Origin of the sequence: Veillonella tobetsuensis, assembly GCF_001078375.1 — a bacterium.
Classification (GTDB): domain Bacteria; phylum Bacillota; class Negativicutes; order Veillonellales; family Veillonellaceae; genus Veillonella; species Veillonella tobetsuensis.
Genome location: NZ_BBXI01000003.1, coordinates 101,941 through 128,466, shown reverse-complemented (window position 1 = coordinate 128,466; position 26,526 = coordinate 101,941). Strand labels below are relative to the sequence as shown.

At 39.4% G+C, this 26,526-nt stretch carries 25 protein-coding genes and 3 tRNA genes; 2 read left to right on the top strand and 26 right to left on the bottom strand.

The window, feature by feature from the left end; genetic code table 11:
* Positions 1-15: 15 nt before the first annotated feature.
* From VEI_RS01785 to VEI_RS01770, 4 genes are all read right to left on the bottom strand, one after another.
* Positions 16-1,179 carry a glycosyltransferase family 9 protein gene (locus tag VEI_RS01785; RefSeq protein ID WP_059361582.1) on the bottom strand — a complete coding sequence of 388 codons (1,164 nt, stop codon included), beginning with the start codon at positions 1,177-1,179 and terminating at the stop codon, positions 16-18.
* Between the two features lie 181 nt (positions 1,180-1,360).
* Positions 1,361-2,314 carry a hypothetical protein gene (locus tag VEI_RS01780; RefSeq protein ID WP_059361581.1) on the bottom strand — a complete coding sequence of 318 codons (954 nt, stop codon included), beginning with the start codon at positions 2,312-2,314 and terminating at the stop codon, positions 1,361-1,363.
* 8 nt (positions 2,315-2,322) lie between these two features.
* A complete protein-coding gene (locus VEI_RS01775; RefSeq protein WP_059361580.1) occupies positions 2,323-3,261 on the bottom strand; it encodes a phosphodiester glycosidase family protein in 939 nt (312 codons plus the stop codon).
* Positions 3,262-3,272: 11 nt separating this feature from the next.
* Positions 3,273-4,079: a polysaccharide deacetylase family protein gene (locus VEI_RS01770; protein WP_059361579.1), complete on the bottom strand. Its 807-nt coding sequence runs from the start codon at positions 4,077-4,079 to the stop codon at positions 3,273-3,275.
* Between the two features lie 174 nt (positions 4,080-4,253).
* Between VEI_RS01770 and VEI_RS01765 the strand changes: the two genes are divergently transcribed.
* Positions 4,254-5,045: a carbon-nitrogen family hydrolase gene (locus tag VEI_RS01765; protein ID WP_059361578.1), complete on the top strand. Its 792-nt coding sequence runs from the start codon at positions 4,254-4,256 to the stop codon at positions 5,043-5,045.
* A gap of 82 nt (positions 5,046-5,127) precedes the next feature.
* Here the strand turns inward: VEI_RS01765 and VEI_RS01760 are convergent, their stop codons facing one another.
* The 10 genes from VEI_RS01760 to VEI_RS01715 form a co-directional block, all read right to left on the bottom strand.
* Positions 5,128-6,213 carry a hypothetical protein gene (locus tag VEI_RS01760; protein WP_059361577.1) on the bottom strand — a complete coding sequence of 362 codons (1,086 nt, stop codon included), beginning with the start codon at positions 6,211-6,213 and terminating at the stop codon, positions 5,128-5,130.
* Positions 6,214-6,279: 66 nt separating this feature from the next.
* Complete coding sequence (locus tag VEI_RS01755; protein ID WP_059361576.1) at positions 6,280-6,492, bottom strand: hypothetical protein; 213 nt, start codon at positions 6,490-6,492, stop codon at positions 6,280-6,282.
* Between the two features lie 11 nt (positions 6,493-6,503).
* Positions 6,504-6,770 carry a type II toxin-antitoxin system RelE family toxin gene (locus tag VEI_RS01750; protein ID WP_038124768.1) on the bottom strand — a complete coding sequence of 89 codons (267 nt, stop codon included), beginning with the start codon at positions 6,768-6,770 and terminating at the stop codon, positions 6,504-6,506.
* The gene (gene relB / locus VEI_RS01745) at positions 6,760-6,981 is read right to left on the bottom strand and encodes a type II toxin-antitoxin system RelB family antitoxin (protein WP_016475958.1); all 222 of its coding nucleotides are present in this window, start codon (positions 6,979-6,981) and stop codon (positions 6,760-6,762) included. Before relB ends, VEI_RS01750 begins: the two co-directional genes overlap by 11 nt.
* Before the next feature lie 67 nt (positions 6,982-7,048).
* On the bottom strand, positions 7,049-7,915 hold the full coding sequence (locus VEI_RS10050; protein WP_082161444.1) for a YadA C-terminal domain-containing protein: 867 nt from the start codon (positions 7,913-7,915) through the stop codon (positions 7,049-7,051).
* 487 nt (positions 7,916-8,402) lie between these two features.
* Entirely contained in the window at positions 8,403-9,836 is a 1,434-nt protein-coding gene (locus VEI_RS01735) for a hypothetical protein (RefSeq protein WP_059361575.1), read from the bottom strand.
* A 71-nt stretch (positions 9,837-9,907) separates the two neighbouring features.
* Positions 9,908-9,993, bottom strand: a tRNA-Leu gene (locus VEI_RS01730).
* 14 nt (positions 9,994-10,007) lie between these two features.
* Positions 10,008-10,083 (bottom strand) — tRNA-Phe (locus VEI_RS01725).
* 20 nt (positions 10,084-10,103) lie between these two features.
* Positions 10,104-10,179 (bottom strand) — tRNA-Asp (locus tag VEI_RS01720).
* Positions 10,180-10,478: 299 nt separating this feature from the next.
* A complete protein-coding gene (locus tag VEI_RS01715; protein ID WP_059361574.1) occupies positions 10,479-11,702 on the bottom strand; it encodes an inverse autotransporter beta domain-containing protein in 1,224 nt (407 codons plus the stop codon).
* A 147-nt stretch (positions 11,703-11,849) separates the two neighbouring features.
* Here VEI_RS01715 and VEI_RS01710 point away from each other — a divergent pair, with 147 nt between their 5' ends.
* A complete protein-coding gene (locus tag VEI_RS01710) occupies positions 11,850-12,467 on the top strand; it encodes a DUF2939 domain-containing protein (RefSeq protein WP_059361630.1) in 618 nt (205 codons plus the stop codon).
* Between the two features lie 159 nt (positions 12,468-12,626).
* Here the strand turns inward: VEI_RS01710 and VEI_RS01705 are convergent, their stop codons facing one another.
* The 12 genes from VEI_RS01705 to purF all read right to left on the bottom strand — a co-directional run bounded on the left by VEI_RS01705 (position 12,627) and on the right by purF (position 26,518).
* Positions 12,627-13,004 (bottom strand): PaaI family thioesterase, encoded by a 378-nt coding sequence (locus VEI_RS01705; protein ID WP_005382168.1) that lies wholly within the window; start codon positions 13,002-13,004, stop codon positions 12,627-12,629.
* A complete protein-coding gene (gene menC / locus VEI_RS01700; RefSeq protein WP_059361573.1) occupies positions 13,001-14,143 on the bottom strand; it encodes an o-succinylbenzoate synthase in 1,143 nt (380 codons plus the stop codon). The genes VEI_RS01705 and menC overlap by 4 nt, the downstream gene beginning before the upstream one ends.
* The gene (menE, locus tag VEI_RS01695) at positions 14,136-15,563 is read right to left on the bottom strand and encodes an o-succinylbenzoate--CoA ligase (protein WP_059361572.1); all 1,428 of its coding nucleotides are present in this window, start codon (positions 15,561-15,563) and stop codon (positions 14,136-14,138) included. Before menE ends, menC begins: the two co-directional genes overlap by 8 nt.
* Positions 15,564-15,690: 127 nt before the next feature.
* Complete coding sequence (gene menB, locus VEI_RS01690) at positions 15,691-16,533, bottom strand: 1,4-dihydroxy-2-naphthoyl-CoA synthase (RefSeq protein ID WP_059361571.1); 843 nt, start codon at positions 16,531-16,533, stop codon at positions 15,691-15,693.
* Positions 16,534-16,538: 5 nt separating this feature from the next.
* Complete coding sequence (menH, locus tag VEI_RS01685; protein ID WP_059361570.1) at positions 16,539-17,399, bottom strand: 2-succinyl-6-hydroxy-2,4-cyclohexadiene-1-carboxylate synthase; 861 nt, start codon at positions 17,397-17,399, stop codon at positions 16,539-16,541.
* The gene (menD, locus tag VEI_RS01680) at positions 17,396-19,096 is read right to left on the bottom strand and encodes a 2-succinyl-5-enolpyruvyl-6-hydroxy-3-cyclohexene-1-carboxylic-acid synthase (RefSeq protein ID WP_059361569.1); all 1,701 of its coding nucleotides are present in this window, start codon (positions 19,094-19,096) and stop codon (positions 17,396-17,398) included. The genes menH and menD overlap by 4 nt, the downstream gene beginning before the upstream one ends.
* Positions 19,097-19,139: 43 nt before the next feature.
* Positions 19,140-20,282 (bottom strand): isochorismate synthase, encoded by a 1,143-nt coding sequence (locus VEI_RS01675; RefSeq protein WP_059361568.1) that lies wholly within the window; start codon positions 20,280-20,282, stop codon positions 19,140-19,142.
* A gap of 248 nt (positions 20,283-20,530) precedes the next feature.
* Complete coding sequence (purD, locus tag VEI_RS01670) at positions 20,531-21,793, bottom strand: phosphoribosylamine--glycine ligase (RefSeq protein WP_059361567.1); 1,263 nt, start codon at positions 21,791-21,793, stop codon at positions 20,531-20,533.
* A 107-nt stretch (positions 21,794-21,900) separates the two neighbouring features.
* Positions 21,901-23,430: a bifunctional phosphoribosylaminoimidazolecarboxamide formyltransferase/IMP cyclohydrolase gene (gene purH, locus VEI_RS01665; protein WP_059361566.1), complete on the bottom strand. Its 1,530-nt coding sequence runs from the start codon at positions 23,428-23,430 to the stop codon at positions 21,901-21,903.
* Between the two features lie 8 nt (positions 23,431-23,438).
* Positions 23,439-24,059 carry a phosphoribosylglycinamide formyltransferase gene (gene purN / locus VEI_RS01660; protein WP_059361565.1) on the bottom strand — a complete coding sequence of 207 codons (621 nt, stop codon included), beginning with the start codon at positions 24,057-24,059 and terminating at the stop codon, positions 23,439-23,441.
* Positions 24,052-25,113, bottom strand: a complete 1,062-nt coding sequence (purM, locus tag VEI_RS01655; protein ID WP_059361564.1) for a phosphoribosylformylglycinamidine cyclo-ligase — start codon at positions 25,111-25,113, stop codon at positions 24,052-24,054. Before purM ends, purN begins: the two co-directional genes overlap by 8 nt.
* On the bottom strand, positions 25,100-26,518 hold the full coding sequence (purF, locus tag VEI_RS01650) for an amidophosphoribosyltransferase (protein WP_059361563.1): 1,419 nt from the start codon (positions 26,516-26,518) through the stop codon (positions 25,100-25,102). The genes purM and purF overlap by 14 nt, the downstream gene beginning before the upstream one ends.
* Between the last annotated feature and the right edge of the window lie 8 nt (positions 26,519-26,526).

Here is a 26,526-nt window from a genome sequence, read left to right as displayed (position 1 = left end):
AAGCTATAATTATTATTACCGAACCTCACTAGATACTACATCTAATAGTTCAATAATATTTTCTTTCACCCATATTGGATCAATGCCTGACATACAATAGGCTTTGCCCTTAGGACATTTTCTCTTACGACATCCTAAGCAATCCATATCATGATTTTGTATCACTCTATAAAGTCCAGTTAAGGGTCCCCATTCAGCGGGATTTGTAGGGCCAAATAGAGCCACAACAGGTCGATTTAAAGCAATCGCCATATGTAACGCACCAGTATCGCAAGAAACAACCACATCACAGGCCTGCAAAAGGGCGGCCATTTCACGAAGTGTTGTTTTACCTAATTTATTATAAACAGGTAATTCCTCTTTTTCTACATACTGCATGAGACTAGTAAAATCCTTTTCTTCCTTTGGTCCACCAAAGCAAATAAAATTACTCCTATATGACATGGATTCAATTAATTGCTGCCACTTTTCACTAGGCCAAGATTTAGTTTGCCAAGACGAACCAAGAACAATCCCTATAGTCGGTCTCTCTTTATCTGTGAAAGCATGTGCGATTTCAGATTGCGCCTGTTGCTGTTCCTCATCCGTCACAAAGAGATCCATTTGATTTATATCATCAAAACTTTCATCAGATCTAGTCGTCTCAGACGCATCATTAGCCAAAAGATCCTGATTAGAGGTTTCAACTGTACCTCTATCTTTAAGACTAGATTGCTGTATTGCCATCGGTAATAGCTGGGCCACTTCAAGATATTGCTCAATAACATGCTTGGATCTATCTTTTGATTTATAGTTTGTAAACAGCCAGTTCAACTCTTTCGTTCCACCCAAACCTAAGCGTATAGGAGCACCTGTTGCTAGTAATACAAGGCCTGTAATAAGGCGACCTTGTATATCAACAGCAATATCGAACTGATATGGTTGTAGCTGTTTTCTTAAATCCCACCACATATTCCACATGGTACGTAGGTGCAATTTTTTGGAATGAGCCTCATACACATCCCGTTCCCAGGGGATAATATGGTCTACATATGGATTATGTTCTAATAACTCAGCCATACTCGGTGTAACAATCCAATGTAATATTGCATTAGGATACCGTTGCTTTATCCACCGCGCAGCGGCTGTGGCATGTAGTATATCACCTATATAACTAAGCCGTACAAATAGTATATTCACAAACAACCGCCTTTCTCACATAGCGTTTATATTCTACTAACTATTCAGCATCAATACATTTCTGTTATTATTTACTTCTATCTAACAAAACAGATATGAATTTAAGTTTAATTATATCGCATAAAACCAAAAATATTTTATAAATAAAGCCTTTATAACCTAAGATTATAAAGGCTTTATGTTAATTCTTTTTCTTTTTTGAGTTAGTTGATGAATCAGAGGATGAAGATTTTTCATTATCTTCTGTTACCTTTGTCGTATCATCACTACCATTAGCAATAATTTCTTTCACAGTACTCATTGTCACCTCAGACAATGTAGTTGGATTGTTATACTTATAAACTGGTTTGAAACCTACACCTAATTTACCAGTATACACAGTGATTACATTGTTATCTTCATCAACACGACCAATATAGATTGTTTTACTAGTATCTACACCAATCAATCTATAGCGTCCTGGTGGATTGATTACACGCCAGCCACCTTCAATGCCGTTAAACATGAATATATCACCTGTTTTAGCATTGTCATAGAAGAAATTATCTTCATCGTAGAATACGGCTATGCGGCCAATATCTGTAGCTTGCATGTAAACGCGACGAGTATCGTAGTTTGCATCAGTTCGATAAATGCGGTATGCACCTTCACGAACCTTTACCTTCATGTATACCACATTAGTTGCTTCGGAATATGCCGCATCAACAATACGACTGCCTTTTGGCACATCTTCTAGTTCTGTATCGACTTCATGTTCAGGATCATCTGCATTGAGTCGAGCCATAACGACTTTATTATCCGTATAAAGCCCCATAATTGCATAGTTACGGTCTGGCATCCAGTCAAAGTAACTAATGGAGCGGCCTTTTAAGTTAACCGTTGTAGGTTTACTTTCACCAGCCTTATAAATCCGTAGACTGTCATCAGTTACAACAGCCATAAATTGATGATCATAGGACACGTATTTACGGCCCTCTTTTACATTAGGGAAGTTTTTTGTGTCATCCTTAGATGCACCAGACACATTAAATTCAGTAGTGGGTGCAAACATATATTGATCAAGGTACAGATACACCCCTCCTTGCAGCAAAATACCTACTGCAAAGGCGCTCAGTACACGCGTAAAAGGTTTCATTGTCCCTCCTATTTCACGATAAACGCCGTAGGAATCATCCGTTCCCCTAACAAATCGGCTGGTTTATTAACAACTTTGCCATTTAAATACAAGGTAGAGCTAGAGCCACCATCGAGGTTAGCGGCAATGTATGCGCCCTTTTCATATAATACATCTTGTACATCACGCAATGTAGCACCGATAGAATAGCCCGGTTGACGACCATCGATAACTACAAATAACACAGTACCATCCTTGCGTTGACCAATAGCCGTACGAGGGCCTACGCCCCAACCGCCATCGCCATCAGTAATCATTTTCTTACCATCTACGATAAGCGGAGGACCAAAGGTAATACCTTCCATAGCTTTCATATCAGCTAGTTCTGCTTTGTCATAATTGCCAGCAATTAGGTTGCCAGATTTTGAGAACCCAATAAAGTCAACAGCCTCAGATGGGCCTACATCTTTACCGATGATATATTCTCCATCATGAAGAATAAAGCCATATGGTAAACGACCTGTACCCGTACCATTTGGATCGTGGAACCCACCGCCATTAATAGCCGCTACAGCACCATTCATTTTAGCGATATTACTTGTAGTATCACCTTTTTCTTGAATATTGGCTGCCGTTGCTACTTGAATGCGACGTGGATCAGGAATTTCAAGCACATAGCCGACATAACGAGATGACTCAATTTTTTCTAATTTTAAGTCCTTGTCTTCACGAGCATTAAATTTGAATAAGTCTTGGCTTTTTACAACGCCCACGGAACCAAGGATTGCTTGCAATTCATCAGTACTAAATAACCAAGTTATGTAGTGAGGGTGACGAGATTGCAATATAGCACCAATAACGGCACGTTTTACATTATTAAATGGACCAAACAATACCACTACTGGTGATGTGACTGCGGTAAACAAGAACACCATGAGGATGAACTTTACCCAATTCTTTTTAAACAATGTCTATCTCCTTATAAATCACTGAAATGTTCAGTGCTAATTCGCTCTTCAAAATGCTTAATATCTACAGCATTGCCAATCCAGACGCGCAAAATATTATACGGATTATCGCCTTTATGCGCCCAACCAGATTTCATAGCCATTGCCATTTTTATGCCGCTCTCTTTTGTTGCCGCATCGGTATCCTTGTTTTTGTCGCCATAAGGATAGCAGAACCAAGGATTATCTGTAATACCAAGCTTATCAGCTAGAGCTTGTTGAGCCCTTTTAATATTTTCCATTTGCTCCGCTTTTGAAAGCTGTCCCATTTCGATATGCTGGAACCCATGATTAGAAATGGTCATACCATTTTCTTTCATCTCTTTCAATTGCTCCCATGTAAGTCGCGTTCCTACATCGCCGGGATTAACAAATACAGTAGCAGCAAAACCATACTCTTTCATCAAAGGATATACGATAGAATAGGTATCTGCATACCCATCATCAAAGGTTAACACTACAGGCTTTTCAGGTGCCGCAGCGCCATTAACTACATAATCGTATAATTGATCCATCGTCAATGGGTTATACCCGTTATCCTTGAGGAATTTCATTTGCTCTCTAAACAAATCTTCACGAATAACTGCATCATTATCTTTGTCATCACCAATTTTATGATACATGAGTACTGGAATCCCAGACGGTTGTACCATTGTTACCTCTTTCACAGGCGGCGTTTTAGGTTTAGTTTCGGTTGTTTGCTGTGAAAGCAATCCACATCCTGCTAGCATTGTAGCAATTACAATTGTGAAAAGCATTGCCAATGAAAAGCGTTTCATAGGTCCCCCTTTATATAGACACAATTTTATACGATATATTATATCATTTCTATGAAAAATAGTAAAAACCAGTAAATTATTTACGCCTTATTGTAATCCATGCCAGAATGATTTAATATTCTAATTGTAAAATATATTTTTAACAGTACTATACATATAGACAAAGGATTTACTATGAAAAAACGCCTTACTCTTATTCAAATGGACGTCCATATTAATGACGTTGAATATAATTACAATCGTGTTCAAGAATTACTCTCCCACTCTCTTTCTGAAAATCCAGATATTATCATTTTGCCAGAGACATGGAATACAGGGTTTTATCCTTCAAGAGAGTTAATCAATATTTCCGATAAGAACGGAGAACGAACTAAATCGTTATTAAGTACATTTGCAAAAGAGCATAATGTAAATATTGTAGGCGGTTCCGTAGCAGTTGCTAAAAATGATGTTGTGTTCAATACATCCTATACATATAATCGCAACGGCGAACTAGTTGGCGAATACTCCAAGATGCATGGTTTTAGTCCAGCTAAAGAAGACCAATACTTCGCAGGCGGCACACATACTACGCATTTTGAGTTAGATTGCATTCCATGCAGCACCGTCATCTGCTACGACATCCGATTCCCAGAACTCGTGAGAATGGCTGCATTACCTGGCACCGAGCTTCTATTCGTACCTGCCCAATGGCCGACTATGCGTCTACGCCATTGGCAAGTATTAAACGAAGTACGCGCTATCGAGAATCAGTTATTCCTTTGTGCTGTAAATGGGTGCGGCACGGTCGGTCGAGTTCAAAGTACAGGTCACTCCGCCGTATATGATCCATGGGGTATAAATCTACTCGAGATGGATACTAAGGAAGGCATTGCATCTGTAGATATAGATCACGCTGTAGTTGAAGATATTCGTAATAAGATTAATATTTTTAGAGATCGTAAACCAGAACTCTACAACCTATAACATAAAGGCACATTGTTATTGAATTTCTCCTTATATTAGGAAAAGCATTCATTTAACGATGTGCCTTTAGTTTTGTTTTGTTTTATTGTACTGTATGGAGGAAATAAATTACTCTAGTTTGTTCCGGATTAACGGCCATACCGGCAACGGTAAACATATTATATAAATAATCAAATTTAAAGATGTAGAATGTGTACTCTGCGTTAAATGGTCTCTTTACCTCTTTATACGAATAGTAACCCAAATATTTTTTCTGTAAAGCCTTATTTTCATCATTAGACAACACTTTATCAGAACTTAATTGGCTAGCATCTTGCTCTAAGTCAAAACCCATTTGATTGTTCTTTTGGTTAGAGAGTTCACGATTAACTTGTCGCTTAATATTTTCATTACTTAGCGCCAGCTTATATTGATACATATTATTGAATGTATTGGTTACTTCAATCCATTCTTCTGGCAATATAGTAGATACGTATTTTCTACAATTCGTCTTAACATCTTCGTAAGGTTTAATAGAAACACGTTCAGCCTGCCCCTTAGTAATAATAAACTTAGCATGATTTTCTGCATCTTGAATATAAGGCTTTAGTTCTGATGGTTTGCCTGTGAAAGAAACTTGAATGTAACGACCATCTTCAATTGCCTTAGGAGGTTTTAAATGAATATCAACCTGCTTAGCAAATGATGGTATTTTCTTTGGAAAACCTGACAAATCATTCACTTTATCTACATCTATATGATTGTAATATTCCTTGTCATTAATAGGATACTTAATACTTTCTCTAAAATTAATAGCATCCACAATTTGTTTTTCAATTTCCTCTTGTGTATAAGGATTTTTAATAAGGTCTCGTTGCGGCACACCTCTTATTTTTCTATTATGTTCCTCAATATGAGCATGCATACGTAATTCTGCATCTCGATGTTGCAACATTTGTTCATTATATGTTTTTTTAGCAACGGACATAACAGCATAAGATAGTTCTGTTTCACCTGTAACTTTACTTTCCATATAGGGCATAACCTCTAAAGGTTGTGTTCTATCAAGTTGAGTAGTCTTTGTACTCAATGGTATTGATACAGGTGGGTTAGATATCTGCTCGGCATTTGCTATCCCTATACTAGCAGATAATACGGTCACAACTAGTGCAATTCTTTTTAACTTCATTCAAATCTCTCTCAGCTAAACTATATAAAATGGTTGGTATACATGTCATACAACCACGCAAATACTCTATAACTCAATAATCTTCCACATTTCCTCTGGAACTTGTTCTAGAGGTTTATTTTTTGCCATAGCTTCTTTTAGGATATCAATGGTATCTTGGACTTCTTGTTTATCCTTTGTATCTGGATCGTGGAGAATAACACGGTTTAAAGAGCCTTCGCCAAATTGTTTTAAATATTCTTTTTCTACTTGATTTAATTCACGACGTAAGTATTTCATTAATATGACCTCTACTTATAAATAAATTTTCGATGACCTACTTCTACCGCTATAATCACACAATTCGTATCACTAATGTCAACAATAACTCTATAGTTGCCAATTCTATACCGCCACAATCCTTGTTTATTACCAGTTAACGATTTACCAGAATATCGTGGATTTTCTACATTATCCAAATGTTTTATCAACCAATTAAAAATATAACGTTGTGTTGACTTATCCAACTTTGAAAATTGTCGGTCAAACCGTTTACTAAACTCTAGCTTATAAACCATACTTTGCACGCATTTCTGCTACAGAATATGTAACAGGATCCTGTTTATATTCTTTCAAAGCTTCTTGACCCACTCTAAGATCAAAGTCATTTTCGATTTTTTCTAGTAACGCTTTTTTAAATAGTGTTGACAAGGTTTCATCCATAAATTCCGCATACGTTTTAAACAGTGTTTCTTCTTGTTCATTAAGTCTCACAGAAATATTTGACATACAAAGCACCTCCTTGTGTATTACATTGTAATACACAAGGAGGTGCCTGTCTATAATTATAATTATATTATTTTATCATGCTTGCTTTTAATGCAGCAATTTCTGCACGAAGTTCTTGTAATTGAGTGTCTTGTGTAGCATCCTTAGCTTTTAATGCATTATTTTCTGCTTGTAAGGTTCTAATTTGACTATTCATTTGTGCCTTACTCATAGCATTACCCGCTCCCACTTTAACGGATACTCCAGCGTTAATCATATTTTCGCCATTTCCTACAGCGCCACCAACACTAATTGTGGTCATGTCATTAGGGTTATAAGAACCGCCTATTGCCACTGCCTTTTGACCATTATAGATACCAACACCAGCAGCCACACCGAATTTAGTACCATCTCCACTAACAGGATGCAAAGCAGCTAGTGCGGCTGCACCTGCACCAACCTTATTAATGCGACTATCAAGATTAGACACTCGTTGGTTAACAGAAGCAATACCTGATTCTATACTACCAACACGTTGATCTAATGTATTAATATTGCTTTCAATAGTAGCAAAACGGTTATTAGTAGTAGCAGTATGTGCCGTTAATGTTTCTGTATTTGATTTTACCTCTTTACCAAGATTTGTAACACTTGTATCAATTGTACTCACCTTAGTTTCAACACTTGTAACACGAGCATCAACCTTTGTCACCTTGGAATCTACGGATTGTACAGATTGTTCTACAGTTTGAATGCGTGCATATGTTTTATCTGCCCGTTCAGTTAATGTAGACACTTGAGATTGAACAGTATTAATTTTACTTTCTACCGTATTAACACGATTATCGACATTCGTAATTTGTTGATTAATCACAGTACCACTATCTTTTATCTCTTTACGTACAGCACTTAATTGTTCTTCTGTAGCTGCACGACCTTTACAACAGTATAGCAACCTTTTTTGACATTAAAAATAACTCGATAGACCTTATTCATTTGAAAGTTCCCTCCTAAAGCTCTCACACTATAGTTGTTATATCATTTTCTCTATCTCTATTTATGAAAATGAATGTCACCATCAATATATTTGTTTATAATTCTAATGTCAATATTTTATTTATTTTTAAGTATATTTATCAATCAACTAAATGATTCATGAAGTAATTTTTATAACTAGTTGTATGATAAACCTTTTTAAGCACACAAAAAAGACATGTTACTAGTCTCTCGTCTCTCTCAGCAACATGTCTTTAGTTGTATATAGATCTCTCGAACTATATCATATTAAATCTGGCTAGGCTCTCTAAGTCCCTTTATGACACGCCAGTATGTCTACAATTATTTTATATTTTAAAATAATTTATGTCAATAATTTATTTTTAGTTTAATAATTGCCATTTATAAAGAGATTAAATCAGCTAATTACAATATTAAACCTACAATTAACCGCGTCGACAGAAATAAATAATATAATTTTTCTCAGGGCTCACCGCTGCGCCCAACGCATATGGATGATTCCAATTACCACCAAAATCAAATAAATATATTACATAATCAGCAGGCATTTCTACCGTGTCTTCATTAAAAGACAATCTATGTAAATATTGTTTCTGTAGTTTTCGATTCTCCAACTCTGTATAAATAGGATATTTCTTCTTACCTAAACCTACCGTATCCGTCGGTTTAGGTTTTAATGTATCTCGCTCAGCCTCTACTCTCTTGCGCGTTTCTACATAACGTTTATACTTAGCTTCGCTATCCTCACCATCAATCTTAATCTTATTAAATTCAGCCAACACTTGATTCTGTAATGCATACATTTCATCAACAGATTTCTCAATAGGATTATCCACTTGATTTTGTACATATTTGCCCATAGATACTGTTGTATTTTCTACAATAATTATCGATGTAGGCATTAAGGTTTTCAAAGTATCTGCATATTCCATATCTGAATCAACATAGTTTTTTACATATACATTGGATAGATCAGATTTTGAAATGACAACTTTAGAATCAATCCGTGCCTCATCAATGTAAGGCTTCAATTGATCTGGTGTACCACCAAAAGCCAGTTGTACATATGAACCGCCTTGTAAGAACGGGGGATTACTATGTAGATGAATATTCTTTGCAAAGCTAGGTATTTGTTTAGGAAACCCTGGAATCGTAGCAACTAGCTTATAATCCTTAGGATTATTAATAGGATACTCAATTAACTCTATGGGCTTAAAAAATGCCTCTATTGATTCTTTTATCTCCTCTTTAGTTCTAGCCGTATACAGATCATAAGATTTCCCTTTATTCTTTTCTAGAAAGGCTTTGAATTCTTTATCACTTGCTTTATTCTTATCTGCACGCGTTCTGTAGGATGGAATATTAACTGGATTCGTTAATTTAATTTCCCCGTGTCCATTTTTTCTCATATAAGGACTTACGATACGTAATGGTTTATCTCTACTGCCATATCCATAGCCTTGCTTATTTGTTTCTAACGTATTGTAGCGCGTAATTTGTTTGAGTGCCTTTTCATCCCGATCATTATAAAGGAGATCAAAAATTTGATACTCCACATTCATATCTGACTTTTGTAGTTCTAATAATCGTTGTTTAGCTCGTTTCTGACTTTGTGCTTTCAATAACTCAATTTCTTCTGCTGAAAGCTTTCTTGGTGTTTTTGAATTGCCCATCCCGACTCTTTTAAAAGCACCAGGAATAACTTCAACAAACTCTGACTTTAAAGAATCTTCAGATTTTATATTACTTTTGATTGTAATACTTGACGTCTGACTTTGATTTTCTACTGATACAGCCAAACTAGATTGACAAGACAATGCTAGCGAAAACATGCATAAGGCAATACTTTTTTTAATCATATCTCTCCCATAAAACTCTGCTCATACAGATATAAAAGAAGGACCTACAGTGAACTGTAGGTCCTTATATTTGGTGCGGTTGGAGGGACTTGAACCCTCACGAGCGTACGCTCACCACCCCCTCAAGATGGCGTGTCTGCCATTCCACCACAACCGCGTGGAATACAAAAATGGTGCCTCAGGACAGAATCGAACTGTCGACACACGGATTTTCAGTCCGTTGCTCTACCGACTGAGCTACCGAGGCATGTTTTTTGTAAAAAAAAATGGCGACCCCGATCAGATTTGAACTGACGATCTTCGCCGTGACAGGGCGACATGTTAACCGCTACACCACGGGGCCGCGTATCAACTCTCGTTGACTACTCGTATATATTAACATGAGCCACTAATATAATGCAAGTACTTTTTTCTAATTTTTTGATGAATCTCTCCAAAATATATAGAAATAAGAATTATACATCAAAAATCGTATATAATAGCCATTTATATTCAGTATGCTTCAATATACTCCAGATTATATCCCCAAATTACAGAAATAAAATTGGCACCTAAAATTCTACAAGGGAACTTTAGGTGCCAATTCAAATATAACTATATTAAATTAATTATTATATAGTATTTCTACAGATATGATACTAATTATAAATGATCCCAAGGACCGTCACGCAAGTCTTGTTCCCAATAATACTCAACCTTCATATCACTGCGTTTAACCTTATCAAACATCTTAGAACGTGCCGAAGTCATCACATTTTCACTATGCTTACCACCAAAGTACGCATATTTAGACTTACCTAATGTATACATAATAGATACATACGGTTCTACAGAACTAATATTACTTTTACCAATACCTAGATCTACAGAAATATGAGGCGTCACATTCATTTTAGCGCCTACCTTTAGCCCATGTATGGATTGCCACTTATGTTGGTCAATATAGAACATATCTTCTGGATGTTCTCCTGGTGCTTTTGTTTTCCAATGATATCCTTCCACATAACTAGATAGCCAACGGGCATTCTTATAATCTCGTGTATACCGTATATCAAAGCCATCCAATACATGTTCATAAGAATATCGAGGTGTTCTATGAATACCATCAGGTGGTGTACTAAAGCTATCATGAAAATCTATTGCCCGTGGTACTTGACGCAAAGGTGTGTTAATGTCATAAGGCCCCACCTTTTTTTCTGATAGTCCATGGTATACATTGACACTAATCGTATTTAGACCAGCTACATATTCTAATCCTGTACTAACACGAGAAAATTTATTTTTAAAAGCATAGTCATAGAATACATTGGCACCGACGTAGGCATGCTCATGTGTACTAAGACGGCGATAGCCAATACCAGCAGTACCGACAACACCAAGCGTATCATGTTCTACTACTTCACCTTTATCAATATAAGTTCCTTGACCGTCCATTCTTCCAAAATCTGAATCCGAACCATTCCAATATGTAGTAGTGGAAACTTTTTCGCCACCATTACCATCTAAGCGCCCTTGTACAAACACCATAGATTTGACATTTTTGCCATATTTCTTTATAGGTTGCAATGTTTCTATAAAATACTTTGCGTTCATTTTCTGCTTAGAATTATGATTATGATAATGGAATCGTGTATCATAGCTTAGATTATTATCAGTCATTTGTTTATTAGGCATTGCATAATCATGATAAGAATCTTTCTGAGTACCTTGTAACCCAATACCGATATCCGTACGGTCCATCCAGCTACTTTGTTCAGTATCCCCAGCTTTTACATCGGTGCTCACATCTGCAGCCATCGTTCCCACACTTAGACTGCACATAAAAGCACTGCAAACCAGAGCTTTTAGTATTAATTTGTCTTTCATTTCTAACTCCTCTCTTACACATTCATTTTAATAATGAATATAAAATGAGTATATTTTATTATACCTATAATCTAAAGCGCTGACAACTATAGAGAAGGAGAAATTTATGTGTTAAAATATATGTATTATATACATCGGAGCAACATTATGAGATCAAAAACATTAACAATAGCAATTATTATTGCCATCATAGCTGCACTGAGCGCTATGTGGTATTTCTTATGGTATATTCCTCATACACCAGTCTATACGTTCCAAACTATCCGTGAAGCCGTTGAAAACAAAGATGCGGATACGGTATTGGAGCACATCGATACAACATCATTGGTTAAAAATATCGTTACCCGCGAGGGCAACACCTATGTGGATACATCCTCACCATTAGGCAAGGCCGCTGTGGCAGCAACAAAAACATTTGGACCAGCCCTTCTTGATGATGTAATTCGTAAATATGTAGAGGATCCAGATAGTTTCAAATCGCAAAATAGTAGTGATTCAGATGTTGAAAGCGAAGACACATCCAATACGTTTTCTATGGTAGACCGCATCCAACGGGGTGAATTATTTAAACAACGACATTGGGAGATAAAAAACATTACCTCTGAAGATAATGGCGATACCGCCACAGTAACCGTAACGATTCACAATACAAAAACAAACCAAACAGCTCCCATCCGAGTACTTATGAAGCACATCGGTGATGGAACTTGGGCCATCTACGATATCCCAGATATCGAAGCACTCTATAAAATCACAAGAAAATAAAGACCTCTTTCGTAGCAAATACGTTTGTAGAGGTAGATGGTAATAAAATTCTCCACCGGCCGGGTCTGTCTACGCCCTTCGGGCTTCGCAGGGCCAAAGTCGAATTTTGCTACCCTCTACCTCTTTTCCGTATCAGCTTACAAAAAGAGGTCTTTTTTCTTATCGATTTTTAGGTACTATCGCACAGGTTACGGTAACCTGAGATATCAAGCGATGGCTTTCATCATACATATCAAAGCGCCAAACATGAGATGTTTTCCCTTGTAAGAGTAGCTGTCCTTTAGCAATCAAATCGCCTTCTGCTTTCATAGGGCGCATGTGATTTGCGGTTACCGATTGTCCTACAGCAAATTGATCATCTCGAATCAGTTGATTGCTGAGCATCCCCGATAAAATTTCACCAAAGGCCAAGGTAGCTCCGCCATTGAGATAGCCTTGTGGTTGCGCATGATAACTAGTTAAATGCATCACCCCTTGCCCACTGGTAGGTCCGGTTAGCTCTACACAATCGATTTGTAATGCGTCTATCATTGTCATAGTGTTCGCTTCTCCACTGTATATTCTTCAATACGATTATCCAATACATCAACGCCAAGACCAGCACCATTAGGCACCTGCATGGTCCCATCGGTAAATAAAATTTCTGGATTGATAAGGTCATGTTCAAAATAGCGACTAGAATCAGATAAATCCCCTGCCATATAGGTATCACCTAAGGCAGCAAGTTGAACATGTAATATCTTTGAGATTCCTGATTCAACCATACTACCAATCCAGTAGGGAATACCTGCTTCGCGGCATCGTAAAATAGCGGCTCGCGTCTGTATTAAGCCCCCAAGACGACCTGCTTTTACATTGAGTACATCTATTAATCTATATTCGATTGCATAAGATAAGTCATCATAGGATAACATCGACTCATCTAAACAAATAGCGGTCGTAATAGGCCAATTAAGCAACGATTTCTTCCACGCTTTATAGGTAGTCAAATTCGTCATGCTAAAGGGTTCCTCTATGCAGAGCAAATGCAAATCATTATAGGCAGCCACCATATCTAGCTGGTCATAGGTATAACTTTGATTAGCATCAACAGCTAATGCTAGAGCTGGATAAGCATCACGCACAAGTCGTGTCCGTTCATAACCATCACGAGGCGATACCTTGAGTTTAATTCGTTTACAACCATTGGCTACATGCTGTTCCACGATACCTAATAGTTCATCCATGGACACGTCACCAATGACGATGCCATTGGAAATAGTTGATTCTAAAGGCTGCCCCATGATATACGACACAGAATTCACGCCTTTTCGGTTGCAATCTAGATTAATTAAAGCATTTTCAAGGCCTGCTATCGTCATGGGCATATTATCGCGCTTTAACCAAAATTGTAACTGCCGAATATAGGCCATTAATGGTTTTGGCCGCATCAAGCGCAACTCTAGAATATAGGTATCCACCAATTGTTTCCATGCGGAATCAACAGTTTCCGCCGTATAAAAAGGGTCTGTGAAAGCGACACATTCCCCGTATCCAACATAGCCTTGTTGATCCTCGATACGAACGATGATACTTTCACGAACACGAACAGTACCCTTAGCCGTTTTAAATTCAAACTTTAACGGCAAAGCCACACGATACGTCGTTATGGATTTAAAGTTCAATACATCATTCATGAGAACCTCCATTTGACGCAGTCATATCGAGATGGGCGGCCAACGACTTACGCATAATCTTACCTGTCCCATTACGTGGCAATGCATCCATAATTGTAATGTATTTAGGCACCTTGTATTTGGCTAGCTTACTAGAAAGATAGTCTCGCACGATCATTTTCAAATCGGCACCTAATGCATCTATATCATCAAAAGCAACAAATAGTGCGGGCACCTGCCCCCATTTCGTATCGGCTACAGGAATAACCGCACATTCCTTCACACCTTGCATAGCATACACAGTATCTTCAATTTCCTTCGGATAGATATTCTCGCCTCCAGAAATAATCAAATCTGTACGGCGGTTTAAGATGTATAAAAACCCATCTTCATCGACATAACCCATATCATCGGTATTAAAATCGCCATGAATCGGCTCGCGATTGATATAACCACTCATAACCATGGGCCCATTTAAATGGATTTCCCCAACCCCATCGACATCAGGATTTACGATATGTACAGTCATCCTCGGCAAGGGTTTACCTACCGAATCGAGTTTATTTAGATTTGATAATACAGGCATGGTCACGCTTTGACTAAAAGTTTCCGTCATACCATAGGTTTTATAAATTGGTAACTGCTTTGCTATACATGCATCAACTAGAGGTCGCGGTATAAATTCACCGCCCAATAAGATGACACGCAATTGATGGTGAGTAATGCGCGGTTCTAACTTCTTTAAGATGGTAGGTACCAGAGACATCATATTAATGCGACCATCATGAATATATTGCAGTACTTGTTCTTCGTCATAGGATTCCATAATAGTCATAGCCGTACCATTATACAAAGATCTCATCAAGATGGATAATCCGCTTACATGAAACAACGGCAACACCATGAACCAATTGTCCTGCTCTGTTCTACCCAACACCGCTTGTGATGCTTGTACATGAGACTTAATTTGACTCCAACGAAGCGGCACTGATTTAAACTGCCCTGTTGTAGCACTGGTATTCATAATAGCAGCTATGTCATGCTCAGCAAAGGTCCAATCAAAGGTATCCTCTGCTATATCACACAACATAGCTTCCACGGATTCAAACTCAATGGCTATTACGGATGCTGGGACTTGTGTCCGTCGCTTAGCACTATGTAACACGGTTGTAATATGCAGCTCACATAACTGTTTTTCTATTTCGCCCGCTGTAAGATGAACATTTAATAAGAGTGCCTCTTTGCGGACTAGCATGGCTGCCAAGAGATAAACGGCCATTGTTACGGAGTTATCCGACACTATAGCGATACGTGTATCTGACAGTGTTTGTAATCGCGTCGCCACGTTCACAACAGCACTATATATATCCTGATAGGTGTAATTATTCATACATATACGATTCGGATAGTACTGTTTTCCATGTCGTAACCATTCCATCATCTCACCTCTTAGCTAGCCATAATACTATAAAACATATACGTATAAGAAAGGCGCCTCATATAGAGGCGCACTGCTTATTATGTAAAGGGTTCAGGTCCACACATAAGGACTGATAACCATAGTCCGATTAAGGGAATTTAGGGAATTGTTTGAAGTTTGGTTTGCGTTTTTCTTTGAACGCGTCACGACCTTCTTTTGCTTCATCGATTGTGTAGTACATCAATGTAGCATCCCCTGCAAATTGTTGTAAGCCTGCAAGACCATCAGTATCGGCGTTGAAGGCACCTTTCAACATACGCAATGCCATTGGGGACAATTCAAGGATTTCATTACACCATTGAACTGTTTCTTCTTCCAACTTGTCGAATGGTACAACTGTGTTAACCATGCCCATTTCATACGCTTGAGCAGCAGTGTATTGACGGCACAAGAACCATACTTCACGAGCGCGTTTATGACCGATCATACGAGCCAAATAGCCTGCGCCGTAACCAGCATCGAAGGAGCCTACGCGAGGACCAGTTTGACCGAATTTAGCATTTTCAGAAGCGATAGTAAGGTCACATACGATGTGCAATACATGACCACCACCGATAGCAAAACCGTTAACCATGGCAATAACAGGTTTAGGGATAACGCGAATCAAACGTTGTAAATCGAGAACGTTCAAGCGAGGCACATTATCGTCACCTACATAACCACCGTGACCGCGCACGCTTTGGTCGCCACCAGAACAGAATGCTTCTTTATCTTCGCCTTTACCGTGGTTAGCACCAGTTAACACGATTACGCCTACTTCGTTATCTTCGCGAGCTACTGTAAAAGCGTCGATTAATTCCATAACTGTTTTAGGACGGAACGCGTTGCGCACCTCTGGACGGTTAATAGTAATTTTTGCAATACCATTGTATGTTTCGTAAATTACATCTTCATAATTACGATCCAATACTTTCCAATCAAATTTGCTCATGAATGTTACCTTTCCTTATATAAAAAATCTGCTAAGGCCGTCATAAACGGACCCGGCTTTTCTAAATGTACATTATGTCCCGCCCCATTGACGATAACATGTTCACAGTTTGGTACATTACTAAACAGTTCTTCTCCTATTGTAGTATATTTTGTATCTAGTGCGCCACTAATATATAAAGATGGCATGGATAATTCTTGTAATCGATGACCCACATAGGGCATTACACCTTGCCCCGAGCCACGCAATGTAGCTGCTAATGCATAAGGACTATTATGGGCCCGACGTTGAAACAACTTATCTTGTACAACTGGTGAAAGCTGATGTTGACTTTCAAAAATAGAAATGTCAGCCCATTTAGCAGCAAACCACTCTCCATCATTATCTTCAATAGCTAGTGCTAATTGTTCATCAGCAGCTTTACGCGCTTGTCGCTCTACGTCTGATTCAATACCAAATGAACCACTTTCTAAGATGAGGTTTTCAATTTCAGAACTATACTCAAGAGCATATAGTAAAGCTATTCGTGCCCCCATGGAGTATCCCATGAGAGAATAGCTTTCACCAGCCACGGCAGAAATCACCGTATGCAAATCGTTGAGCATAGTAGGAATAGAAAAAGCAGTCTCATCCTCTGGAATATCCGAATCTCCATGTCCAATCGTATCGATACGGATAAGTTGATAGCCTGGCACAACGATGCCATCCCAGGTATAACCAGACTCAGAAAAACCATGTAAACACACAAGAGGTTTACCGGCACCAGCTAGCGTCACCCCATATCGATACTCACCAAGGTCGATATACATGCGAAGCGTTGGATTATATATGGAGTTTTCTACAATATTACAAGCATATTGGCTCATTGTAACACCTCCATATCAATAGAAATAGTTGTATATGTTTTGTGTAAGTCACAACTACCTTCACGGCTTGTAGGGATTTCAATAATATGAACCCCCTGTTCTATACTAGACGCAGCCAAAGCCGCCTGAAGTTCATCAGGATAAGTTAATTTAGTATAGCCACAACCATACAGACGAGCAGCCCCATCATAATCTAAGCCTTGTTCCGTGGAGAACAGATAATCAAAATGCTTGGTACCCTTTTGCGGTAAATATTCAAAAATTCCGCCTCCATCATTATTGTGCAATATGATGGTCAAATTAAGCCCATGTGTTTTAGCGACAGCTAAACCATTCATGTCATGAAAAAAGGATAAATCCCCTGTCACCAAATATGTGGGTTTGCCATTTGTAGCAAGACCTAATGCAGTTGATATAGTACCATCGATACCATTAACACCACGATTGCCATAAAGAACAGCGCTAGATTTACCAGAGAACCAAAAATAATCAAAATCTCGAATTGTCATACTATTGGCTACTAAGATTTGACTATCCTCTGGAATAAATTTTTGTAATTCCTGAATGGTGCGGCCTTCAAAACATGTGCTCTCTTGTTCAGCAAGACTGAGTTGCTGCTTGGCTACATGTTCTAAATATTGCCATTTTTTTAGATATTCACTAGATCCTTGTTTTATGCCATACAGATTTATAAACACAGGAATATTAGCTTGCATATGTATTGTAGTCATCCCTGTTGGATTCATCCAGTCTGATGTAGGATTGACCTCAATATATTCCACACCATCCCAGCTAGCAAGCATTTGTTGTACTCGTTTAGACACAACAATTTGGCCAAACTGAATAATGCAATCAGGCTTTACGAGTGTCCAGACATCCTTATCTGTTAAAAAAGCATCATATGTAGAGATAATTACGTCATTCTCAGGATCTGTTGTATTTTCTGCATTACAACGTCGTACATTAGATAATGAATCCGCCAATATAGGGGCTTGTAAATTCTTTGCAAAAGTAAAAATACTTTGCGCCTCGTCTACATCAACCTGTGGTCCAGCTAAGATAAGTATGCGTTTAAATTTTTCAAGCAGCGGATTAGCATTAAAGGATTCTCCAATCCAGTTTGCCTGTACCACTTGATAAGGACTACGTCCCCCTTCAAAATGTTTGGAGTCTAGTTCAGGTACTAAAGGTTCAAAAAGAGGTACATTGATATGTACAGGACCTTTTTTTATATCCATCGCCTTCATGTAAGCCTTGCGAGCTACCTGACGAGGGTATGTATAGTAATGAGATTCTTGAGGCACTGCTAATTCTTCGTAGTAATTTACAGCAGAACCAAAGATTTTATGTTGATCCACCGTCTGAGGTGCCCCTACATATTGCAAGGTATGCGGTCTATCTGCAGAGAGTATAATTAACGGCACCCCACTGTATTGAGCCTCTAAAAGAGCTGGCAAATAATGGGCCACAGCCGAACCAGAGGTGCACACGAGTACAGTTGGTACCCTATGAGCCTTTGCAATACCGAGAGCCATAAAGCTAGCAGAGCGCTCATCTATATTCATATATGTTGTGAATCCTTCATGTTCAGTGAAGAGCATGGCCATCGTTGTAGAACGAGAACCAGGGCTAAACACAGCATGACGGACGCCGAGTTGATGGAACTCATCCACCAAGGCAGCAATATATTCGTTCATCCTATTTCCTTTCAAACACCCCTACTGTTAGATGTGGAAATGTTTATAACGCATCCAATATGGTGCGCATTTTATTATTAGTCTCTATATATTCTTCATCCGCATCAGAATCAGCTACAACACCACATCCTGCATAGGCATAGAGAATATTATCCATGATCAAGGCAGAACGAATGGCAACGACAACAATGCCATCCCCCATATCCTTCATAAAGCCAAATGGTGCAGCGTACATACCGCGCTCATGAGCTTCGTATGTTTCTAAGAGAGCCATCGCCTTGTCTCGTGGTTCACCACCAAGAGCCGGTGTTGGATGTAGTAATTTTGCCCATTCTACGAGAGATTTTGTGCTATCTTTTGCAGTAATAATGGTACGCAAATGATAGAGATGAGCTAGCTCCATAATGCCAGTTTCCTCCACCGTAACGTCTGGAGTGATTTGCTTCATCGTATTTACAATACGGTCACGGACGATATTATGTTCAAAGAGATTTTTCTTATCACTTAGCAACTGTTCCTTAGTCCACGCATTAGGGCCGTCCTTTGGTGCGGTTCCAGCCAATGCATAGCTAAGAATTTCACTACCACGATGACGCACCAAAATTTCAGGAGAGGCCCCCACAAAGGTGCGCCTATCCTTCTCATAGCCAAAGATAAAGCAATTCGGATTATTATCTACTAAGTTCGCTAAAATGCTGGCTACATTATATGGTGTTTCACTAGTGAATTCCACCTCACGAGAGGAAACAACCTTCGTCATTTCTCCACCGTTGATACCATTGGCAATAGCTGTCATTAAACGATCCCAATCCGCCTTATCATCGCTAGTTTCCTTATAGTCATGACGAATACGAGGCACAGCAAAATCCTCAATTTTCACACCTTCACCAGCATGCAAGTAAAAGGATTCCCCATTTTCTACAATGTAGTAATGGGTGAAAGCAATCATTTCATGGCCCATGCCAGCCCATTTAGGGTCCTTTGATTGCTCAAAAAAAGTATCCCCATAAAATACATAAGCATAATTATGGCGGTCCTCATCATCTTGAACTGTAGCCAGACGTTTAGCGCCTACAACGATACGGTCACTTTGACGATCCACCCAAAAAACGCGTTCCTCATTGGGGAAATTAAGCCAAAAAGCTACTGGATTATTCAGTTGTAACGGTTCTTTGTTATATATCATAATTGTATATCGCTATTACAGAATAAAATAGACTATAGCAAAACACCTAACGTGCAGAAGTACTACTTCACTTCTACACGTTAGGCGTCATCAATCAGTTTCAAAATTATAGAGATGCGCCTAACGCCATCCACGTTGGTGGGCTCTCTTTATATCGATATTATTATATCATAGGTACGTAGTAAATTGTAGAAAATAAAAATCCTCCACACCTTATGCATAGCACATACTGTGTAGAGGATTCTATATTATTTGAAAGCTTTTGCCCCAATATCCTTACGATATTGCATACCTTTAAAAGTAATATGATTCACCCGTTCATAAGCCCGATCTAAAGCTGTCCGAAGGTCCTTGCCAAGCCCAACAACACCGAGAACTCGACCACCATTGGTTACATAGTGTTCACCTTCTAATTTAGTACCAGAATGGAAAATAATAGATGTATCATATTGTACAAGTTCACCTAAGATAACATCACCCTTAGAAGAAGTTTCAGGATAGCCCTTTGATGCAAGTATTACACAGGCTGCAGAGGAATCTTTCCATTTCACCATATCCACCTTTAATGTACCAGTAGCACAGGCCATCATGATTTGACCTAAATCACCTTCTAATAATGGCAGTACAACTTGTGTTTCTGGATCACCAAAACGTGCATTAAATTCCACAACTTTAGGACCTTCATTTGTAATCATAAGCCCTGCATAAAGGCATCCCACATATGGCATACCTTCTTGTTCCATAGCTGCTACCATCGGTTCTAAGATAGATTTCATAGCTTCATCGCGTAATGCATCGGTTAAAACAGGTGCTGGTGCATAGGTACCCATACCTCCTGTATTAGGACCTTTATCACCATCAAAGATGCGCTTATGGTCTTGAGATGCGATCATAGGAACTACGGTCTTACCATCTACAAAGGCAAGAAGGCTCGCTTCTTCACCTTCCATAAATTCTTCGATAACAACGGTACTTCCAGCCTCACCAAAGCGGTTTCCGCTTAGCATGTCATCAACTGCTGCATTAGCTTCTTCAACAGTCATTGCTACTACAACACCCTTGCCAGCTGCTAGGCCATCTGCTTTCACCACAATAGGGGCCCCTGTTTTAGCAATAAATTGTTTTGCTTCATCTACATCTGAGAATACGCCATAAGCGGCAGTAGGAATATCATATTTTTTCATAAGCTCTTTAGCAAATACCTTAGACCCCTCTAGTTGAGCAGCCGCCTTGGATGGACCGAATACAGGAATTCCTACCGCATTTAGTTTATCTGCAAGACCGGCTACCAGTGGAGCCTCTGGGCCAACCACAACAAGATCAATCTTATTATCTTTTAAAAATCTAATAAGAAGATCTGTTTGTGACCAATCAATGCCAACTAATTCTGCACAATTGCTCATAGCCGCACTACCAGGTACAGCATACACCTTTTCTACACTAGGGCTGATGGATAAACGCCAAGCAATAGCGTGTTCACGACCACCATTGCCAATGACACAAATCTTCATATATACCTCCCAAACAATATAGACATAGTAACCTCAACACTTGATACATCACCTACTAACAGGACTGCAACATAGCATTGAGGTTACAACTTTATAACTATACTCTATTAATGTTTAAAGTGACGAATATCTGTAAATACCATCGCAATTCCAGCTTCATCGGCAGCCTTGATGGATTCTTCATCACGAATAGAACCACCTGGTTGGATAATAGCAGCAATACCATGTTTTGCAGCCGTTTCTACAGTATCGCCGAACGGGAAGAATGCATCAGATGCAAGAACAGCCCCTTTTGCAGCCTCTCCAGCTTGCTCAAGGGCAATTTTTGCAGATCCAACGCGATTCATTTGACCAGCTCCAACACCTAGTGTTCGTTTCTCGTTAGAAATTAAGATAGCATTGGACTTTACATGCTTTACAAGCTTCCATGCAAATTCAAGAGCTTTCCATTGTTCTTCCGTAGGTTGTACCTTTGTAACAACCTTATAATTAGCACGGTCCTCTATGATGTCATCTTCCGTTTGTACAAGCATACCGCCAGACACCTTTTTCACAGTCACTTGGCCAGATTCAGGCTTAGATAACTCGATGAGACGAATATTTTTCTTCGCTTCCAAAATATCTAGAGCTTCCTTTGTGAAAGCTGGCGCCATGATAACTTCTAAGAAAATCTTGCTCATTTCTTCGGCAGTGGCCGCATCAACTTCGCGATTTAACGCAACGATACCACCAAAGGCGGATACAGAATCGGCTTCGTACGCATTAACATAGGCATCATGTAATGTTGCTGCCGTTGCAGCACCACAAGGATTCGTATGCTTAATAATGCAAGCAGCAGGATTAGTAAATTCCCACACCATATTCCACGCAGCTTCCATATCGACGATATTGTTATAAGATAATTCCTTACCGTGTAGTTGTTTTAATGCTCCCATGCCATGAGCGGAGCCAATTTCTTTGTAGAAGGCCGCTTTTTGATGCGGATTTTCGCCATACCGAAGATCCATTACCTTTTCATAGGCACTTAAATATTCAGGCGGTGTAGGACCTTCTCCAATAACACCACTCATATAATTAGCAATAGCCGTATCATAAGCAGCTGTATGAGCAAAGGCTTCTTTAGCAAGTGCAAAACGATAGTCTTGCGTCAATGCACCATTTGTTCTAAGCATTTCTAAAATTTCATCATAGTGATCAGGGTTAACTACTATGCCTACATACGCATTATTTTTAGCCGCAGAGCGCACCATAGTTGGTCCCCCAATATCGATGTTTTCAATAGCATCTTCTAATGAAACATTTGGTTTTGCAATCGTTTCGCGGAAAGGATATAAATTTACTACCACTAAATCGATTGGCAAAATACCGTGTTCTTCCATAGCGGCTTGATGCTTTGCATTATCACGAATCGCTAAGATGCCACCATGTACCTTTGGATGTAACGTCTTTACACGACCATCCATCATTTCAGGAAAACCGGTAAGAGATTCTACAGCCTTTGCAGGAATGCCTGCATCAGTAATAGCTTTCAACGTGCCACCTGTAGAATAGATGGTCACCCCTAACTCTACAAGACCTTTTGCAAAGTCAACAATACCTGTTTTATCAGAAACACTAAGTAATGCGTTTTGAATCATCATTCCTCCTAAATATAATGTACAACGCGTCCGTCTATGCGTAATGCATCTTCACAGAACAAGCGAAGTGCTTCACGATAGGTCGCATGTTCTACGGGCAATAATCGTTCGGACAAAGTATCCTCTGTATCATCTGGATATACAGGAACTGTATTTTGCATGATGATAGGACCTGTATCCATACCGGCATCTACAAAATGAACGGTACAACCAGTTACTTTTACGCCCGCATCAATAGCCTGTTGATGACCATGAAGCCCTGGAAAGGATGGCAATAGAGCAGGATGAATATTTAAAATCTTATGCTCATAACGAGCAATAAGGCCGGCCCCTACAATACGCATATAGCCGGCCAATACAATGCCATCGACACAATACGGCTCAAGAGCATCCAATTGAGCTTGTTCAAAGGCTTGCTTTGAATCAAATTGACTACGTCCAATAGCAATAAGTGGAATGCCCCATCCTTTAGAGCGTTCTACAATACCTGCATCTGCATGGTCTGTAATAATAACGACAAACTCTCCATTGATAAGCCCCTCTTGCATCGCCTTGTACAAGGCTTCGCCATTTGAGCCTCTACCACTGGCAAATAGAGCAAGACGCTTTTTAGATACGGAATTAGTCATTAAATACCGCCCCTTTTACGACAACAGGACCTTCGCCTGCAACGATACGACCAATTTCATATACAGCTTCATTTCGGCTTTCAAGATTAGCTTTCACCGTATCTACATCATCGGCATCGACGATGAGAATCATACCGATACCCATGTTAAACGTACGGTACATTTCATGCCAATCCACATTGCCCCATTCTTGCAATTTAGTAAACACAGGAAGGCGTGGCCATGTATCACAATCTACCTCAGCAGTTACGCCATTTGGTAGTACGCGTGGAATGTTTTCATAGAAACCACCGCCTGTGATATGAACCATACCTTTGATATATTTTTCTTTAATCAATGGTAATACAGCTTTAGGATACAAGCGTGTTGGAGTTAATAGTTCTTCGCCAAGGGTTTTACCAAATTCTGGAATGTCTTGATCTATAGAGAAACCCTTATGGTCGAAAACGATTTTACGAACCAAGGAGAACCCATTGGAATGAATACCGGAGGATGGCAAACCAAGAATGACATCACCAGATTTAATATGTTCACCTGTAATCAGTTTAGGACGATCTACAATACCTACGGCAAAACCTGCTACATCATAGTCCCCTTCACCATAGAAACCAGCCATCTCAGCTGTTTCCCCACCAAGGAGAGCACAACCTGATTCTTCACAAGCATTAGCGACGCCGCGTACGATATCAGCGACTTGCACTGGATCAAGTTTACCAACCGCTACATAGTCTAAGAAGAACAGAGGCGTTGCCCCTTGCACAAGAATATCATTTACACTCATGGCAACACAGTCTTGTCCAATCGTATCATGTTTATCCATCATGATAGCGAGGCGCAATTTTGTGCCAACACCGTCTGTGCCAGATACGAGCATAGGTTCTTGCATGGAGTGGCCTGCTAATGAATAGAGGCCCCCAAAGCCGCCTAAATCACCTACAACGCCAGGCGTGTATGTTCGTTTTACTGATTCCTTCATTAACTCTACGGCTTTGTTACCGGCATCGATATCTACACCTGCATCACGATAGGTTAATCCTGTTTTATTCGAGCACATATTTGACCCCTTCCTCTTGTTCTGTAGGCACATCTACCCTGTAATCGCCATTGAAACAAGCGAAACATAAATCCGCTTCTGGTACGCCACTAACAGCTCGGCATAAGCCCTCTCTAGATAGATAATGCAATTTATCTGCCTTAATATAATCTCTAATTTCTTCAATTGTATGTGTGGCCGCAATCAATTCTTTACGAACCGACGTATCAATACCATAGTGACAAGAATATTCGATAGCTGGCGAGCTAACACACATATAGATTTCCTTAGCGCCTGCCTCTTTTAACATCTTAACGATAAGGCCGCTTGTGGTACCACGCACGATAGAGTCATCAATTAATACAATACGTTTACCGCCTACAACCTCTGGCATAGCATTTAGTTTCATGCGCACAGCTAGTTCCCGTTCTTCTTGATTAGGTTTAATAAATGTACGTCCACTGTATCGATTTTTAATCAAACCTTCTGCGAAAGGGATGCCCGATGCACGAGCATATCCAAGAGCAGCCGTCGTGCCAGAGTCTGGAATAGACATGACGATATCTGCATCATATTTAGTTTCATTATATAGTTCACGTCCCATATTGAGTCGTGTTTCATATACAGATTGGCCATCAATTTTACTATCGGAGCGCGCAAAATAAATATATTCAAAGACACAAAGTTTTTTATCAATTTTTTGAGGTTCTGCATAGATTGTGCTGCGTACACCACGATCATCGATAACAACCATCTCACCTGGGTCAATATCGCGAATAAATTCAGCTTTTATAGCATCAAAGGCGCAGCTTTCACTAGATAACACATAGCCATGTTCAGTCTTGCCCAAACAAAGAGGTCTAAAGCCTTGAGGATCGCGAAGCCCCACGAGAGAGTCGTTAGTAGTAATAACCAACGAGAAGGCACCTTCGATTTGACGTGCCGCATCAGCAATGCGTTCCTCTTGCGTATCAGCCTTAGAACGAGCAATTAAGTTAACGATAACCTCTGAATCCATAGTTGTTTGAAAAATGGAACCATCTGCTTCAAGTTGACGACGGATGCCTAGGGCATTCGTCAAATTGCCATTATGGGCTACCGCAATTTGGCCACCTTGATAATGGATTACAAGAGGTTGAATATTACGTGGGTTATTAGAGCCTGTTGTAGAATACCGAACATGACCAGTCCCCATATGGCTTTTCAATGTTGGTAATTCCTTGATAGCCTCGGTCAATAAACCCATGCCTTTTTTTAGGGCCACTTCATTGCCGTCGGTAATAGCTATACCTGCGCTTTCTTGTCCGCGGTGCTGAAGGGCAAACAATCCCCAGTATACATATCGTGCAACGTCAACAGTGCGGTCAAACACACCAAAGACGCCACATTCTTCATGCCATTTGTCAAAAATTGGATCGTAGTTCATCAATAACC